Below are 14283 nucleotides of genomic sequence, written 5' to 3' on the forward strand. Positions count from 1 at the left end.
TGGATTGATCGTTTTTTGACCAATTCGACATAAGTCCTTTCGGGACAGGAAGCTGGGGCGAGGAGGCAGATTCTTTCCACAGACTTATCCACAACTTTTGTGGATAAGTTTTCCGCCTACCGCAGGGCCCACTAGCTCTTGGCAGAGAGCTTGGCCCAGGTATCACGGAGGGTGATGGTGCGGTTGAAGACCAGTCGCTCCGGGGCGCTATCTCTGCTGTCTACGCAGAAGTAGCCCTCGCGTTCGAACTGAAAGCTTGAGCCCGCGGATGCCCCGGCAAGCATGGGCTCCACCACGGCCTGCACGATGATCAGCGACCCCGGGTTCAGGTCGTCCCGCCAGTCGTGATCCCTGACGGCGCCCGGGTTGGGAACGGTGAACAGGCGATCGTAGAGCCGGACTTCGGCGGGAACACCGTGACTCGCTGAGACCCAGTGAATCACCCCCTTCACCTTGCGGCCTTCCGGGTTGGCGCCCAGGGTCGCCGGATCATAGCTGCAGCGCAGTTCGACGACATCGCCGGCGTCGTTCTTGATCGCCCGGTCGCAGCGGATGACATAGGCGTTGCGCAGGCGCACCTCGCCGCCGAGCGCGAGCCGTTTGTACTTGTTGTTGGGCGCGACTTCCATGAAGTCGTTCCGGTCGATATACACCTCGCGGGTGAAGGGGATAAGGCGACGGCCCATGGCCTCGTCCTTGGGATGGTTGGCCGCGGCCGTTTCTTCGACCTGTCCCTCCGGGTAATTCTCGATCACGACCTTCAGCGGATTGAGCACCGCCATCGCCCGCGGCGCGGTGGCGTCGAGTGCTTCCCGGACCGAATTTTCCAGCATCGCCATCTCGACCATGCCGTCGGACTTGGTCACGCCGATCCGGTCACAGAAATCCTGCACCGCTTCCGGCGGGTAGCCGCGCCGGCGGATGGCCGCGATGGTGGGCATGCGCGGGTCGTCCCAGCCCTGCACGTGGCCCTCCGCCACCAACTCGGTCAACTTGCGCTTGCTGAGCACGGTGTATTCGAGGTTGAGGCGGCCGAACTCGTACTGCCGCGGCTGTGCCGGAACATCCAGATGCTCCAGAAACCAGTTGTACAGCGGACGATGGTCCTCGAACTCGAGCGTGCACAACGAGTGCGTGATGCCTTCCAGCGCGTCGGAGACGGTGTGGGTGTAGTCGTACATCGGGTAGATCGGCCACGCCTCGCCGGTCTGGTGGTGCACGGCGCCGCGGCGGATGCGGTAAAGCGTGGGGTCGCGCAGGTTGATGTTCGGCGAAGCCATGTCGATCTTTGCGCGCAGAACGCGCGCTCCGTCCTCGAACTCGCCGGCGCGCATGCGCCGGAACAGATCCAGGTTTTCCTCGACCGAGCGCCCCCGGTAGGGACTGTCGCGGCCCGCCTCGGTGAGCGTACCCCGGTACTCGCGCATCTGCTCGGCGTCGAGATCGCAGACGTAGGCCCTGCCGGCGCGGATCAGATCCTCGGCGAAGCCGTACAGCCGGTCGAAGTAGTCGGAGGCGAACAACAGCTCGGTCCAGCTGTAGCCGAGCCAGCGCACGTCCTCCTTGATCGCCTCGATGTATTCGACGTTTTCCTTCTCGGGGTTGGTATCGTCAAAACGCAGATTGCAGGTGCCGCCATAGTCCTGTGCGATACCGAAGTTGAGACAGATCGACTTGGCATGCCCCAGGTGCAGGTAGCCATTCGGCTCCGGCGGAAAACGGGTGGCGATCCGGCCGGCGTTCCGGCCGCTTCTGAGGTCTTCGTCGATGATCTGGCGGATGAAGTTGCTGGCCGCCGCTTCCTTGTTGCTCATGCAGTGCAGTCTTTGTCGCAGGGCCCGGTCGGGCAAGTGCCGGCATTATACCCGCACCGCTTGCGCCGGACATGGCACAATTATCCCCGTGCAGGATGATGATCGCACCGGGCCGGTTTTCCCTGCACACTCTCTTCTTCGCCCCCCAACACGGCGACCCGTTCATGATCGAACCCCTCCTGCTGACCGCCGCGCGGATCTCCACCTTCGACCAGCAGATGTTGCTGACCAATGCCAGCGGCTTCTTCTTTGCCCGTGGCGAGCGTCTGTTCCTGGTCACGAGCCGGCACGTGATGTACGACGAGCCCAGCAAGCATTTCCCGAACCGGATCGAGATCGAACTGCATATCGACGCGGACAACCTGGCTCGCTCCACGGGATTCTCGATTCCCCTGTACCAGGACGGCCAGAGCGTCTGGCGCCAGGCCCTGGACAAGTCCGGGGAGATCGACGTCGCGGTTATCGAACTGGACCGTAACGCCCTGCCCCCCACAACCCACTACAGCGCATTCACGCCGCAGCATCTGCTGAGTCCACTGGATCAGATCGAGGTCGGCACCTCGCTGTTGGTGGTCGGCTTTCCACTGGGTTTCCACGACACGCTGCACCATATGCCGGTCGTCCGCCACGCCGCGGTCGCTTCCTCCTTCGGTCTGCGCTTCCAGGGCGAGGGGTATTTCCTCACCGACGCCCGCACCCACCGCGGGACCAGCGGAGCGCCCGTCGTGATGCGGGTACCGAACCCGGATCCTGCCCACGGTGGCCCGCCTTGGCTGCTGCTCGGCGTGCACTCGGCACGGATCGATGTGGGTACCCGCGATCTGGTCCTGGACGAGGCGCTCGGACTCAACTGTGCCTGGTACGCGGACATCCTGCTCACGCTGACGCAAGCCTGACTGCGCCCGCAGCCGCCGCGATGTCTCCGTCCTTGGAAAGGATAGGCAGAAGAAACGCATTTTCCCCACAGGCCCGCGGGGTCCATGACTCCGCGCTCGCCCTGAACGCATTACGCCGTGCCGCATTTCCGCCCCCTCACCCCATCAGGGCGACCGATTTGATCAGGGCAAAGGGTTCCATGCCGGGCTCCAGCCCGAGTTTCTGCACGGCCCAGGGCGTGACCTCTGCGAGGAGCAACTGTTGGTCGGCGGTGCGGGTGGCCACCACGCTGCGCCCGTCGCGCGGCGGACCGATCCGCTCAATGGTGACCCTGAGGTGGTTCTGTATGCTGATGCGACGGGGGTCATCCAGCGCAAGGCTGACATCGCGCGCGAGAATGCGCACACGGAGTGGCTGCCCGGAAGGCACGCTATCCTCGCTCGGCAGCCACAGACGCGCGGACTCGACACCAAAGGGCCGCAGCCCGTGTTCGTTGACCGGCCCAAGGACACCTTCCAGCACAGAAGCCGCGCCGTCGTCGGCGAACAGCGGCGAGTCCGGGCGGGCCAGCGCCTGCCGCAGCGACTCGCTGCACTCCACCCGGCCGTCGCGCATGAACACCACGCGGTCGGCGAGGCGCTCGACCTCGTCCGGGGCATGGGTGACGAGCACGATCGGCACCTGCGCCTCGCTCGCCATGCGCGACAGGAAGGGCATGATCTCGCGCTTGGTCTGCGTATCCAGCGCCGCCATGGGCTCGTCCAGCAGCAGGAGTTGCGGGCTGGTCAGCAGCGCCCGGCCCAGCGAGACGCGCTGGCGCTGGCCACCGGAGAGCTGGTCGATCGGACGGTCGAGCAGTTCGCCGATGCCAAGCATGTCCGTGGCCTCGCGCAGGTGCAGGCGCCGGATTTCCTTCGGCGTGCGCTTGTAGCCGTAGAGCAGGTTTCCGCGCACGGACAGGTGCGGCAGCAGGCTGTGTTCCTGGAACACCAGCCCGATGCGCCGCCTGTGCAGCGGCACGAAACGCCGCCGCTCTTGCCAGACCTCGTTGCCGAACCGTACCTCGGCACCGCGCACCCTCTCCAGGCCGGCGATGATGCGCAGCAGTGTGGTCTTGCCACAGCCGGAGCGCCCGAAAAGGGAGGTGACGCCCTCTCGTGGGAGCCCGATGTCGACATCCAGCGTGAACGCCTCGCGCTGGAGCCAAGCCCGAACGGATAGGGTCATACCTTCGCCACCCGGAACCGTCGGGTGATGCTGTACACGACGAAAAGGGTCAGGAACGCGAAGATCACCAGCATCAGCGAGAGCCGGTGCGCGGCCTCGTAGTTCATCGCCTCGGCATGATCGTAAATCAGCACGGAGAGCACCTTGGTCTCCCCGGGGATGCTGCCACCCAGCATCAGGATCACGCCGAACTCGCCGACGGTGTGGGCGAAGGTCAGGGTGGCGGCCACCACGAAGCCACCGCGGGTCAACGGCAGAATGACGGTGAAGAAGCGATCCCAAAGGCCGGCGCCGAGGCTGCTGGCAACCTCCACCGGGCGCCGGCCGAGGTTGTTGAACGCCTCGGTCAGCGGCTGCACCGCAAAGGGCATCGAGGACAGCACCGAGGCGACCAGGATGCCCTCGAAGGTGAATGCCAGGTGATGCAGACCGATGGACTCCAGCGTGCCACCGACGAACCCCCGCGGACCGAGCACGATCAGCAGGTAGAAACCGAGCACGGTCGGGGGCAAGACCAGCGGCAGGGCTACGACGGACTGCACGGCCACCCGCGCGGCCGAGCGCCCGTTCGCGAGCCACCACGCCACCGGGGTGGCGAGGATCAACAGGATGATGGTGGTGTACAGGCAGAGCTTGAACGTCAGCTCGATCGCCTGCCAGTCCGCGGGCCCCAGTCCCAGCATGCCGCTATCCCCTCCTTCGATACGTAGTACGGAAAAGACCGAAGACCGTCACCCGCCGCGGCGGCGCGGGCAACGCTGACGCGCGCTGGTTCCGGTGGACACCCATGACGGACGACGCCGCGCTCGTCCGTCCTACCGGTTGGCATCCCGGCCGGGGATCACGAATCCGTAGCGCTCCATGACCTCGTGGGCTGCGTCGGTCTCCATAAAGCGGGCGAAGGTCCTGGCGGCCTCGTTGTTCTCGGCGCGCTTGGTCACGATATAGGCCTGGGTCAAGGGTTCGTGCAGCTTGGCGTCGATCAGGTAGTAGGGGTGTCTGGCCATCGCGGGGAACCTGGCGAGGGACAGCGCAATGAACCCCACATTGGCGGCCCCGGACTCGACCATCTGGGCGGTATGGGCGATGTTCTCGCCGAACACCAGCCGACGCTGGACGGCCTCCCAGACCCCGGCCGATTCCATGGCCTCCTGCGCACGCAGGCCGTAGGGCGCATGGGAAGGCTGAGCGATGGCGATGCGGCGGATCCTGGGATCCGTCGGCAGATCTTCCAGTCGCAGTTCGGAGGCGTCGAGGGTGTTGCTCCAGATCACGATCCGGCCGATGGCATAGACCTCCGGGTCAGTGGCCGTGAAGCCCGCCGCCTGCAGGCGCTCGGGGAAGGCGATGTCGGCGGAGAAGAAGATGTCGTAGGGCGCGCCGTTCATGATCTGGGTCGTCATCTTGCCGGACGAGCCGTAGATGATTTCGAACGCGTGATCCGGATGCTGCTCGCGGTAGATTTCCGCGATGTCTTCGAGCGCGAAGCGCAGATCCGCCGCCGCTGCGATGGTGAATTTCTGAGCGTGGGCGGGGAACGCAAGGAAACCCAGCAGGATGGCGAGGACGAGCAGGAACCGGCGTAGCATGAACTCACCCCTTCGCTGGGCCGTAAACTCCGACGGTTACTGTGAAAGAAGCCACGGATGAACACGGACAATACGGAAAATGAACTTGCTCCAAGTAGGAGCCTGCCTTGCAGGCGAAGGCTCTGCCGGTTTCGCTGCGGTCAATGCGATGTTCCCGGCCGGCGGAGCTTGCGTGATAATCAGGTGACAAAATGCACCAATCTTCGCGTGAACCGGATCGAAAGACGGCCTCATCGGTTCAGTCCGTGACCGCAAGGATCACGTGTGGGGCCTTGATCAGCGCGCAGGCGCGGCCACCCTCCTTCAGCCAACCCTCGCTTACCGCGTCCATCGTCACGATGGCCGAGAGCGTGCGGCCCGCGGAGAGGTCGAGCTTCACTTCCGCGTTCACCGCGCCGGGCTGGACCCGGCTCACCGTACCGCAGAGGCGGTTGCGGGCGCTGTAACGCATTCCCTCGACCTCCTCGCACAGGATCACGAAGGAGGCCTTGATCAACACCTGGACTTCGCGCCCTTCGCGCAGCAGATCGAGCGACTGCGCCGCCTCATGCGTGATCACCGAGGCGATCTCGATCCCGCCACCGATGTCGACCGTGATCACGTCATTCACCGCCCCTTCTCCGAAACGGATCACCTTGCCCTGAAACTGGTTTCGCGCCGACGTGCGCATCGCGAATCTCCTGATGAAGTTGAAGCCGTCCGCGGGATCCCCCTCGCCCAGTTGTTCGAGGTTCTCGCGCATCAGCTTCATGAAACGCTGGTATTCGTGTTCCGCGGCCCGGTACTGGGCAATGACCCGCTTTCCGTACGCGGTGAGCTTCGTGCCGCCGCCATGGCGGCCACCCACCTGCCGGATCAGCAGGGGCTCGTCCGCGAGGTTGTTCATCGCGTCGATCGCATCCCAGGCGGCCTTGTAGCTCATGCCCATCGCCCTCGCCGCGGCGGAGATCGAGCCCGAAGCATCGATCTGCTCCAGCAGCTCGATGCGCCCCAGCCCAAGGAAGCCCTTGCCCTCGACATTCAGCCAGAAGCGGCCGTCCACATCGGGCTTCATGCCCACCACCCCTCTTCACCGCCTGAAGACCGTTATATAGGACAAGATATAACGCCCTGCAAGCGGCAAGGGGGGAGTACCGGCGCGGGACCGTCGCGGCCTGAACGCTTGCATTTCTTGTGGACAAACCCCCGCGAATGAACTATCCGAAACATATGGATGAGCGTTCCCCATGTGTCGCCTTATCCTTAAATAAAATAAAAACATGGGTTTGGAGGATGTATATGATCCATAATCGAGAAATGGCCGACGTCATTTGGACGCTGCTGCGTCCATTGAGCCTGCAGAACCCGCCCAGGATTTTCGACCTCCGGGATCGTCTGCAAACGGGCGAGCACGTGAGTGCCCCGGATATGCGTTATCTGCCGGAAAGTGTCTCGGATGCCAGGCTGGCAAAGCCGGCCTTCCACGGCAATCCCGAGCCTGCGCGGGTTGGCGCGAAGTTGGTCACGCTGTACCGGGGTATGGACCTGAATGCGTTGGGTACCGAGTGCTCGTTGTCCGCGTAGGGCGAGAATCCGGCTTGCGCTCCGACATGAAGCGGATTGAAGGCGCGGGGCGATGGCGGAATCGGGCAGCACCCGCTCCATCATTCCGGCCGGATCGCTCCCGATGAGCGTTGCCGCAGAGCCGCAGATCAGCCCCATCGAAGCTTACGAGCGTTACATCGTTCGCAGCCTGCTGGGCCCCTGGTCCCGCGACCTGGTCGCCCGTACCGTTCCCATCGAGGGCGGACGCTACCTGGATCTGGCCTGCGGTACCGGAATCGTGGGCCGTACTTTGGGCGAGCAGGCCCTCAAGCCTGGGTGGCTCTGCGGCCTGGACGTCTCCCCCGGAATGCTGGCCAAGGCCGAGTCCCTGAGCGACGGACTGGAGGAACTGGGCTGGGTCCTGGAGTGGCACGAGAGTTGTGCCTGCTCGCTGCCGTTCGCCGACCAGGCATTCGATCAGGTGCTCTGCCAACAGGGTCTGCAGTTCTTCCCGGACCCCTCGACGGCCTTGCGGGAGGTGCAGCGCGTACTGTGCCCTGGCGGGCGCCTGGTCGCCAGTGTGTGGGGGGCCCTGGAGGGCAACCCGTTCTACACCGTGATCGATCATCTCGTGTCCCGACATCTCGCCCAAGGAGCACTCGCCCGCCCCTTCGCACTCAGTGATACGGAGAAGCTCCGGAGCCTCGCACAGGAGTCTGGCCTGCAAGACGTGGCTGTGTGGGCCGTTCCGCTCACCGTCCGCGCCGAAGAGCCCGAGCGGTTCGCTGCGATGTGCCTGCGCGGAGCCACAGCCGTGTTGCCGGAATTCGCGGCACTTTCGGAGGTCCTGCGCCAGGACGTGATGGAACGGATGAACGAAGACGTGGAGGAACTGGTGCGACCGTTCCGCAGGGGCAAGGCACTGGAGTTCGGGACCCTGGCCAATGTGCTTACAGCCCGCGCTTAAAGTGAAGATACAGCCACGGAAGGACACGGAAATCACGGAAAAAAAGGGCATCCGAACTCTTCTTCGCGTCTTTCGGTGCCCTTAGATGGCGCGCTTTTTCATCGTCAGGGCTGGTCGCAGGCCATTACAGCTACGTGCAGATGTCCGCACACGTTGCACCAGTGACCGTCCATGCACTGGAACCTGCTGCGTTCCCGCAGCCGCTTTCCACTGCCCGTGAACCGCGCCGGTTTTTCGGTGCGGATCAGCCGGCCGGTCCAGCCGGATTTGAAGATCCGCCCACGATTTGCTGCAGCAGCAGCCTGGCGACCTGATCGGCCCCGCTGGTGTCGCCTGGAGGGCGGCGGCCCAGGGCCAACAGTGGTGGCAGGCGGTCGATCCATGCCCCTTCATCCCAGTCGGAAGGCTGGAGCCTGATCCCCGGCATCTCCCGCTCGATGAAGGCATCGAGCACGGGCGATTCGGGAAAGTGTTCGCGCGGGAACCAGGCCAGCGGCACCCCCGCCTGGCGCGCCTCGGCCAGGGTGCTGTAGCCGGCCTTGCATACCAGGGCGTCGCAGGCGTTGACGAGGTCCGGATGGTAGAAGTCGGACCGCGCGGGAAGAGCCAGCAGCGCCCCTTCGCGCCGCCTTTCCGTAGCGGCACCGGGAAGCAGGCAGACACAGTCCTGGCGATCACGCAGCCGCGCCAGAAAGGGGTATTGCGCCGGCACCCCGCCCATACTGACCAGCACCAGCGGCACGTCCGGCTCGACGCCCAGGCGATCGCGCACCGCCGAGCGGGGCTCGCGCAGCTGCCGCGCGATCGGCGCAACGGTCATCGCAGCCGGGTCCGGCCGGCAGACCGGTTCGGTCTGTACGTGGACGTCGGCCCGGCTGTTGATTGTCGCCATGGCATCGACATAGGGCGCCAGCCTTGGATGCGCGCCCAGATAGGCACGGTAGATCCAGTCCCAGGTGAAATTCTCCAGCAGCACCGAGGGCACGCCGGCTGCGGCCGCGACAACGAGGCCCAGGGGTGAGATGTCGCACACGACCAGGTCCTGGTCCGCGATCTGCCGGGCCAGTTCGTTGACCAGTGCCGGGCGGAAGGGCAGGAAGGCCGCGAGTTGCTCGAGCGTGGCCGGTATGTCCTCCAGCATCGGAGACCGCTGGACCAGACCGATGTCCGTGCGCAACGGGCGGTAATCCACCGCTCCCACCGAATCGCGGAAGAACCATGCCGGGGTCTCGGTGTATACCCGCAGTTCGCTGTCCGGCCGCAACCGCCGGAGGGACTGCATGACCGCGCACGCCCGCGCGGCGTGGCCGAAACCGTGAGAGGACACAAAGAAGGCTATGCGCGGTGGCTCGGTATCTTGCATACGCATGGGTCGATCGGGCTCTGCTCGTTGCATGGCAAACGGCCTGGAACACGAAGCATGCGGAGTCTGCGCCAGGAGCGCAAAACCGCAGCACCGATTCCGTTCACCCCGGACCGATCAACCCGAGTCCGTAAAACCCAGTAGGCAATCCTACGTAGGGTTGTCCCTGCTTTCGAATGTTTAACTCTTAATCAAGTTCACCACGGATCGCGGTCCACCGGGTGAACTCCGGAACGGCACTTCGGCCCAGGCCGGCAAATACCCGGACCCCCATGATGCAAAGGAGAACTCCCATGTCAGATATCAAGACCCACACGCTTTCCGCCGCCGGCGTCGCCGGAGCCATCGCACTCGCCGTTGCGGGCGCCACCTTCGCCCCCACCGCCGCGGCCAGCATGGAGAGATGCTACGGCATCGCGCTGGCCGGCCAGAACGACTGCGCGGCCGGTCCTGGCACCAGTTGCCAGGGTTCGTCCACCGTGGATTATCAGGGCAATGCCTGGACGATGGTCCCGACCGGGACCTGTGAATCCATCGAATTGCCCGGAGACCGCCAGGGCAGCCTGGAAGAACTCGACCGTGACGTACCGGGGCGCTCCTGAGCTCGCCATGACCGCCCAAGCGGAAGCACGGCGGGATCCCACGCGCGGCGTTGGTCCGTCCGGCGCGCGGGCTGAGCCCCCGATCCCGGCAAGCGCCGGGGTCGGGCTCAAGCCCGCACACTATCGGGACATCCTCGAGGCCCGGCCACCGGTCGGGTGGTTCGAGGTTCACCCCGAGAACTATATGGGCGCCGGTGGACCGCCACACCGGTACCTGGAGGCAGTCCGCGAACGGTACCCCCTGTCGCTGCACGGCGTCGGCCTGTCGATCGGCGGCGCGCAGCCGTTGGACACCGCACATCTGGAACGGCTCGCGGCGCTGGTGCGACGCTACCAGCCGGGGCTCTTTTCGGAACACCTTGCGTGGTCGACCCATACGACGGGCTTCCTGAACGATCTGCTCCCGCTTCCCTACAACGAATCCACATTGGCGCACGTCGCCCGCCATGTCTCTCAGGTCCAGGAATGCCTGGGACGGACCATGCTGCTGGAGAACCCGGCCACCTATCTGCGTTTCCAGGACAGTTCCATCGCCGAGACCGAGTTCCTGGAGGAACTCGCATCCCGCACGGGCTGCGGCCTGCTGCTGGACGTGAACAATGCGTATGTATCCGCGGTGAACCATGGCTTCGATGCAGCGGATTATCTCGATCGCTTCCCGATGGAATTCGTTCAGGAGATCCATGTCGCCGGCCACGTCCGGCGCCTCGATGATCTGGACCAGCCCCTGCTGATCGACTCCCACGACACGCCGGTTCCGGACCCGGTATGGATCCTGCTGGAACGGGCGCTGAAGCAGTGCGGACCCCAGCCGGTCCTGGTCGAATGGGATTCCGACATTCCGGAGTGGGCCGTCCTGATGGGTCAGGCCGAGCGTGCGCAACACACTCTGGAACGCTGCCATCCAGCAGCGTATCGACATCATGCCAACGCTTGCTGAAACACAGGCACGGTTCGTCGCGGCCCTGCGCAACCGGGACACTGCGCCGCTCCCCCTGGTGCTGGGCAGGGATGGAGAGATCCCGGCGCTTCGGTTCGACGTCTACCGCAACAATGTGCACGTGAGCCTCGTGAACGCGATCGCCGCGGCCTATCCCACCGTGGAGCGACTCGTCGGACCGGACTTCTTCCGCGGCATGGCCCGGGTGTTCGTGGGGGAAGCCCTGCCCCAGACACCCGTCCTGCTGGACTACGGAGCCGGCTTCCCGGCTTTCATCGAACGGTTCAGTCCAGCGAGCACCCTGCCCTATCTGGCCGATGTCGCCCGTATCGACTGGGCCTGGCACCGCGCCTACCACGCCGCCGAAGGCCAGTCGCTGACACCACGCGATCTGTCCGCTGTGCCGGCTGAACACCTGGGGGGTGCACGGTTCACCTTGCATCCATCGGTCCAGGCATTGGCCTCCCCCTGGCCGAGCCTGTCGATCTGGAGGACCAATCGACACGACGACGAGGTGCGCTCCGTCAACCTTCGAGCGGGTGGCGAGGAAACACTGGTGTCACGCCCGGGGCACGAGGTTGGAGTCTGGCACCTGCCAAACGGAGGCTCGCGATTCCTACACCGGCTTCTGGCTGGCGAGACCCTTTCCGATGCGGCGGGCGCGACCGGTGCGGAGTTCGATTTGGTGACCACGCTCCAGACGCTGCTGACGAGCGGAGCCATCGCCCATTACCGATTCTGATACATGCGACCAGGAGGAAACATGAACACCGCCGAACACGAAACCAGCCCTGCCCCCGGCAAGATCAGACAGATCGCAGCGCGCACGGTGGGGGCCTTCGAATTGATACCCGCATCGCTCACACTGCTGGTGCTGCGTTTCGCAGCCGCCATCCCGTTCTGGCGTTCCGGCGTGAACAAGTGGGATGGCTTTCTCGAACTCTCGCCCGGAACACGGTGGTTGTTCGAGAACCAGTTCCAGCTCCATCTGTTCGGCAACACCTACCCCATGCCGTTGCCGGTGCTGAGCGCGTACCTGGCCGGGATTGGCGAGATCCTGCTTCCCATTCTGCTGGTCCTCGGGCTCGGGACACGCTTCGCCGCACTCGGACTCCTGATCATGACGGCAGTGATCCAGCTGACCGTGCCCGATGCCTGGCCCACGCATCACCTGCCCTGGGCCGCGATGCTGCTGGTCCTGATGACCTGGGGACCCGGGAAAATCGCACTCGATCACGCGGTGGCCCGCTGGTACGGTATGCCAACGCGTCGACCAGTCCGAGATCCGGCGCTACGATGAGATCTTCCCCTATGTTCCAGTAGGGGGCCCTGCGGCAGAACGCAACCGCCCCGGCAGCATTTGCGGTACATCTGGAGGAAGCCGATGCCGAACGGTTCATGCCGCGCTACTGCCTGACCGACACGGAGGATCCCTGCGGGCATCCGCACCGCCCTTGCACACCCAGGCAACTTGACGGAGGAATCGGTTGATGAAGGCGTCGGATCTATTTGTAAAGGCTCTGGAATCCGAGGGGGTCGAGTACGTATTCGGGATTCCCGGAGAGGAAAATATCGACCTGCTCGAATCCCTTCGGAAGTCCTCGATCCAACTGGTCCTGACCCGCCACGAACAGGCCGCGGGGTTCATGGCCGCCACCTACGGACGCCTGACCGGGCGCACCGGGGTATGCCTGTCGACCCTGGGTCCCGGCGCCACCAACCTGGTCACGGCCGCCGCCTATGCCCAGCTGGGCGCGATGCCGATGCTGATGATCACCGGCCAGAAGCCAATCAAGGCCAGCAAGCAGGGCGAATTCCAGATCCTGGACGTCGTCGACATGATGCATCCGATCACCAAATACACGCGCCAGATCAGTAGCGGCGCCAATATCCCCGCCCGGGTGCGCGAGGCCTTCCGGCGCGCCGCGGACGAACGCCCCGGCGCGGTACACCTGGAACTGCCGGAGGACATCGCACGGGAGACAACCGACGCCCCGGTGATCCCGCGCAGCCGCTTCGAGACTCCCTGGGCCAGCGAGGGCTCGATCGCAGCAGCGGTGAAGATGATCGAATCGGCCCGGCAGCCGCTGCTGCTGATCGGCGCCGGAGCCAATCGCCAGCACACCTGCCGCGCGCTCCCGGCGCTGGTCGAAAAAACCGGCATCCCGTTCTTCAGCACGCAGATGGGCAAAGGCGTGGTGGACGAACGTCACCCGCTTTTCCTGGGCAATGCCGCCCTCTCCGGCGATGACTTCCTGCACCGCGCGGTCGAGGCGGCGGACCTGATCATCAATGTCGGCCACGACGTGGTCGAGAAGCCGCCGTTCATCATGGGCCGGCCGGAGAATGCGCCGCCTCACGTCGAGGAGGCCGCGCATGCCGGGGAGGCCAAGGTCATCCACCTCAACTACATCACGGCCGCCATCGATGCGGTCTATCACCCGCACCAGGGCGTCATCGGCGACATCACGCACAGTCTGGAATGCCTGACGGACCGGCTCACGCCCCAGCCGCACTGGGATTTCTCGCGGTTCATGGAGGTGAAGCGGTATCTCGATGCACACCTCTCCGAGGGGATCGATGACGACCGTTTCCCCGTTTATCCACAGCGGCTCGTTGCCGATGTCCGCGAGGCGATGCCGGATGACGGCATCATTGCCCTGGACAACGGGATCTACAAGATCTGGTTCGCCCGCAACTACAGGGCGCACCAGCCCAACACGGTCTTGCTGGACAATGCGCTGGCCTCGATGGGGGCCGGCCTGCCTTCGGCGATGGCTGCCAAGATCGTGCACCCGGATCTGCCGGTGATGGCGATCTGCGGCGACGGCGGCTTCATGATGAATTCCCAGGAACTGGAGACCGCCGTCCGGCTGGGCCTGGACCTGGTGGTTCTGATCCTGCGCGATGACGCCTACGGGATGATCCAGTGGAAGCAGGAGGCGATGGGGTTCGGTGATTACGGGCTCAGCTACGGAAACCCGGACTTCGTGCAGTACGCCCGCAGCTACGGTGCGCACGGCCATCGCATCCAAGCGGCCGCGGAGCTGGTTCCCCTCCTGCAGGCCTGCTTCGCCGAATCCGGCGTGCACGTGGTCGATGTCCCGGTGGACTACAGCGACAACGACCGCATCCTGAACCGCGAGATCAAGGCGAAGAGCCGCAGGATTTGAAGTTGGCGGCCCATCGGGACCCAGTCGCACCGGTGCGGTTCAGCTGCGGCCTCGTCCGCCCTACGCTCCGGCAGCCTGATTCCACGACCTCTTCATGGTGGGGAGCCAGCTCGCTGGACATTCAGCCCAGCACCACCACCGTGCGTCCACGCAGCTGCCCGTTGAGAATGCGATCCGCGTACTCGGGCAATTGCGCGAGTTCGATCTC

14 protein-coding genes are annotated in these 14283 nt (G+C 64.8%); 8 read left to right on the forward strand and 6 right to left on the reverse strand.

What is annotated here, in order from left to right; all coding sequences use genetic code 11:
- Positions 1–131: 131 nt before the first annotated feature.
- The gene (locus tag EA346_RS08505) at positions 132–1814 is read right to left on the reverse strand and encodes a glutamine--tRNA ligase/YqeY domain fusion protein (RefSeq protein WP_296757537.1); all 1683 of its coding nucleotides are present in this window, start codon (positions 1812–1814) and stop codon (positions 132–134) included.
- Between the two features lie 164 nt (positions 1815–1978).
- On the opposite strand from EA346_RS08505, the gene EA346_RS08510 reads away from it, so the two are divergent.
- A complete protein-coding gene (locus EA346_RS08510; RefSeq protein WP_296757540.1) occupies positions 1979–2710 on the forward strand; it encodes a serine protease in 732 nt (243 codons plus the stop codon).
- A 136-nt stretch (positions 2711–2846) separates the two neighbouring features.
- On the opposite strand, the gene modC is transcribed toward EA346_RS08510, so the two are convergent.
- The 4 genes from modC to EA346_RS08530 all read right to left on the reverse strand — a co-directional run bounded on the left by modC (position 2847) and on the right by EA346_RS08530 (position 6560).
- Positions 2847–3917 carry a molybdenum ABC transporter ATP-binding protein gene (gene modC / locus EA346_RS08515; protein WP_296757542.1) on the reverse strand — a complete coding sequence of 357 codons (1071 nt, stop codon included), beginning with the start codon at positions 3915–3917 and terminating at the stop codon, positions 2847–2849.
- Complete coding sequence (gene modB / locus EA346_RS08520; protein WP_296757544.1) at positions 3914–4600, reverse strand: molybdate ABC transporter permease subunit; 687 nt, start codon at positions 4598–4600, stop codon at positions 3914–3916. The genes modC and modB overlap by 4 nt, the downstream gene beginning before the upstream one ends.
- 132 nt (positions 4601–4732) lie before the next feature.
- Positions 4733–5506 (reverse strand): molybdate ABC transporter substrate-binding protein, encoded by a 774-nt coding sequence (gene modA, locus EA346_RS08525; protein WP_296757547.1) that lies wholly within the window; start codon positions 5504–5506, stop codon positions 4733–4735.
- 238 nt (positions 5507–5744) lie between these two features.
- A complete protein-coding gene (locus EA346_RS08530; protein WP_296757550.1) occupies positions 5745–6560 on the reverse strand; it encodes a TOBE domain-containing protein in 816 nt (271 codons plus the stop codon).
- 224 nt (positions 6561–6784) lie between these two features.
- Here EA346_RS08530 and EA346_RS08535 point away from each other — a divergent pair, with 224 nt between their 5' ends.
- Both EA346_RS08535 and EA346_RS08540 read left to right on the forward strand, forming a co-directional pair.
- The gene (locus EA346_RS08535; RefSeq protein ID WP_296757552.1) at positions 6785–7069 is read left to right on the forward strand and encodes a hypothetical protein; all 285 of its coding nucleotides are present in this window, start codon (positions 6785–6787) and stop codon (positions 7067–7069) included.
- Between the two features lie 103 nt (positions 7070–7172).
- Positions 7173–7997, forward strand: a complete 825-nt coding sequence (locus tag EA346_RS08540) for a methyltransferase domain-containing protein (protein WP_296757554.1) — start codon at positions 7173–7175, stop codon at positions 7995–7997.
- A gap of 244 nt (positions 7998–8241) precedes the next feature.
- Here the strand turns inward: EA346_RS08540 and EA346_RS08545 are convergent, their stop codons facing one another.
- Entirely contained in the window at positions 8242–9279 is a 1038-nt protein-coding gene (locus EA346_RS08545) for a hypothetical protein (RefSeq protein ID WP_296757555.1), read from the reverse strand.
- A gap of 374 nt (positions 9280–9653) precedes the next feature.
- Here EA346_RS08545 and EA346_RS08550 point away from each other — a divergent pair, with 374 nt between their 5' ends.
- The 5 genes from EA346_RS08550 (at position 9654) to EA346_RS08570 (ending at position 14075) form a co-directional block, all read left to right on the forward strand.
- The gene (locus EA346_RS08550) at positions 9654–9962 is read left to right on the forward strand and encodes a DUF2282 domain-containing protein (protein WP_296757557.1); all 309 of its coding nucleotides are present in this window, start codon (positions 9654–9656) and stop codon (positions 9960–9962) included.
- Between the two features lie 7 nt (positions 9963–9969).
- A complete protein-coding gene (locus EA346_RS08555) occupies positions 9970–10902 on the forward strand; it encodes a DUF692 domain-containing protein (RefSeq protein WP_296757560.1) in 933 nt (310 codons plus the stop codon).
- On the forward strand, positions 10886–11644 hold the full coding sequence (locus tag EA346_RS08560) for a DUF2063 domain-containing protein (RefSeq protein ID WP_296757561.1): 759 nt from the start codon (positions 10886–10888) through the stop codon (positions 11642–11644). The genes EA346_RS08555 and EA346_RS08560 overlap by 17 nt, the downstream gene beginning before the upstream one ends.
- A 21-nt stretch (positions 11645–11665) precedes the next feature.
- The gene (locus EA346_RS08565) at positions 11666–12202 is read left to right on the forward strand and encodes a DoxX family protein (RefSeq protein ID WP_296757565.1); all 537 of its coding nucleotides are present in this window, start codon (positions 11666–11668) and stop codon (positions 12200–12202) included.
- A gap of 190 nt (positions 12203–12392) precedes the next feature.
- On the forward strand, positions 12393–14075 hold the full coding sequence (locus tag EA346_RS08570) for an acetolactate synthase large subunit (protein WP_296757568.1): 1683 nt from the start codon (positions 12393–12395) through the stop codon (positions 14073–14075).
- The last annotated feature ends 208 nt before the right edge of the window (positions 14076–14283 follow it).

The sequence above is a fragment of the Thioalkalivibrio sp. genome (assembly GCF_007692535.1).
Taxonomy (GTDB): Bacteria; Pseudomonadota; Gammaproteobacteria; order Ectothiorhodospirales; family Ectothiorhodospiraceae; genus Thioalkalivibrio.

Excerpts from the sequence above, each read along its gene's own strand:
- EA346_RS08555 (WP_296757560.1), top strand. The coding sequence starts at position 9,970 with ATGACCGCCCAAGCGGAAGCACGGCGGGATCCCACGCGCGGCGTTGGT.
- EA346_RS08565 (WP_296757565.1), top strand. The coding sequence starts at position 11,666 with ATGAACACCGCCGAACACGAAACCAGCCCTGCCCCCGGCAAGATCAGA.
- EA346_RS08560 (WP_296757561.1), top strand. The coding sequence starts at position 10,886 with ATGCCAACGCTTGCTGAAACACAGGCACGGTTCGTCGCGGCCCTGCGC.
- EA346_RS08530 (WP_296757550.1), bottom strand. The coding sequence starts at position 6,560 with ATGAAGCCCGATGTGGACGGCCGCTTCTGGCTGAATGTCGAGGGCAAG.
- EA346_RS08505 (WP_296757537.1), bottom strand. The coding sequence starts at position 1,814 with ATGAGCAACAAGGAAGCGGCGGCCAGCAACTTCATCCGCCAGATCATC.
- modB (WP_296757544.1), bottom strand. The coding sequence starts at position 4,600 with ATGCTGGGACTGGGGCCCGCGGACTGGCAGGCGATCGAGCTGACGTTC.
- modA (WP_296757547.1), bottom strand. The coding sequence starts at position 5,506 with ATGCTACGCCGGTTCCTGCTCGTCCTCGCCATCCTGCTGGGTTTCCTT.
- EA346_RS08545 (WP_296757555.1), bottom strand. The coding sequence starts at position 9,279 with ATGCAGTCCCTCCGGCGGTTGCGGCCGGACAGCGAACTGCGGGTATAC.
- EA346_RS08570 (WP_296757568.1), top strand. The coding sequence starts at position 12,393 with ATGAAGGCGTCGGATCTATTTGTAAAGGCTCTGGAATCCGAGGGGGTC.
- modC (WP_296757542.1), bottom strand. The coding sequence starts at position 3,917 with ATGACCCTATCCGTTCGGGCTTGGCTCCAGCGCGAGGCGTTCACGCTG.
- EA346_RS08540 (WP_296757554.1), top strand. The coding sequence starts at position 7,173 with ATGAGCGTTGCCGCAGAGCCGCAGATCAGCCCCATCGAAGCTTACGAG.
- EA346_RS08550 (WP_296757557.1), top strand. The coding sequence starts at position 9,654 with ATGTCAGATATCAAGACCCACACGCTTTCCGCCGCCGGCGTCGCCGGA.
- EA346_RS08510 (WP_296757540.1), top strand. The coding sequence starts at position 1,979 with ATGATCGAACCCCTCCTGCTGACCGCCGCGCGGATCTCCACCTTCGAC.
- EA346_RS08535 (WP_296757552.1), top strand. The coding sequence starts at position 6,785 with ATGATCCATAATCGAGAAATGGCCGACGTCATTTGGACGCTGCTGCGT.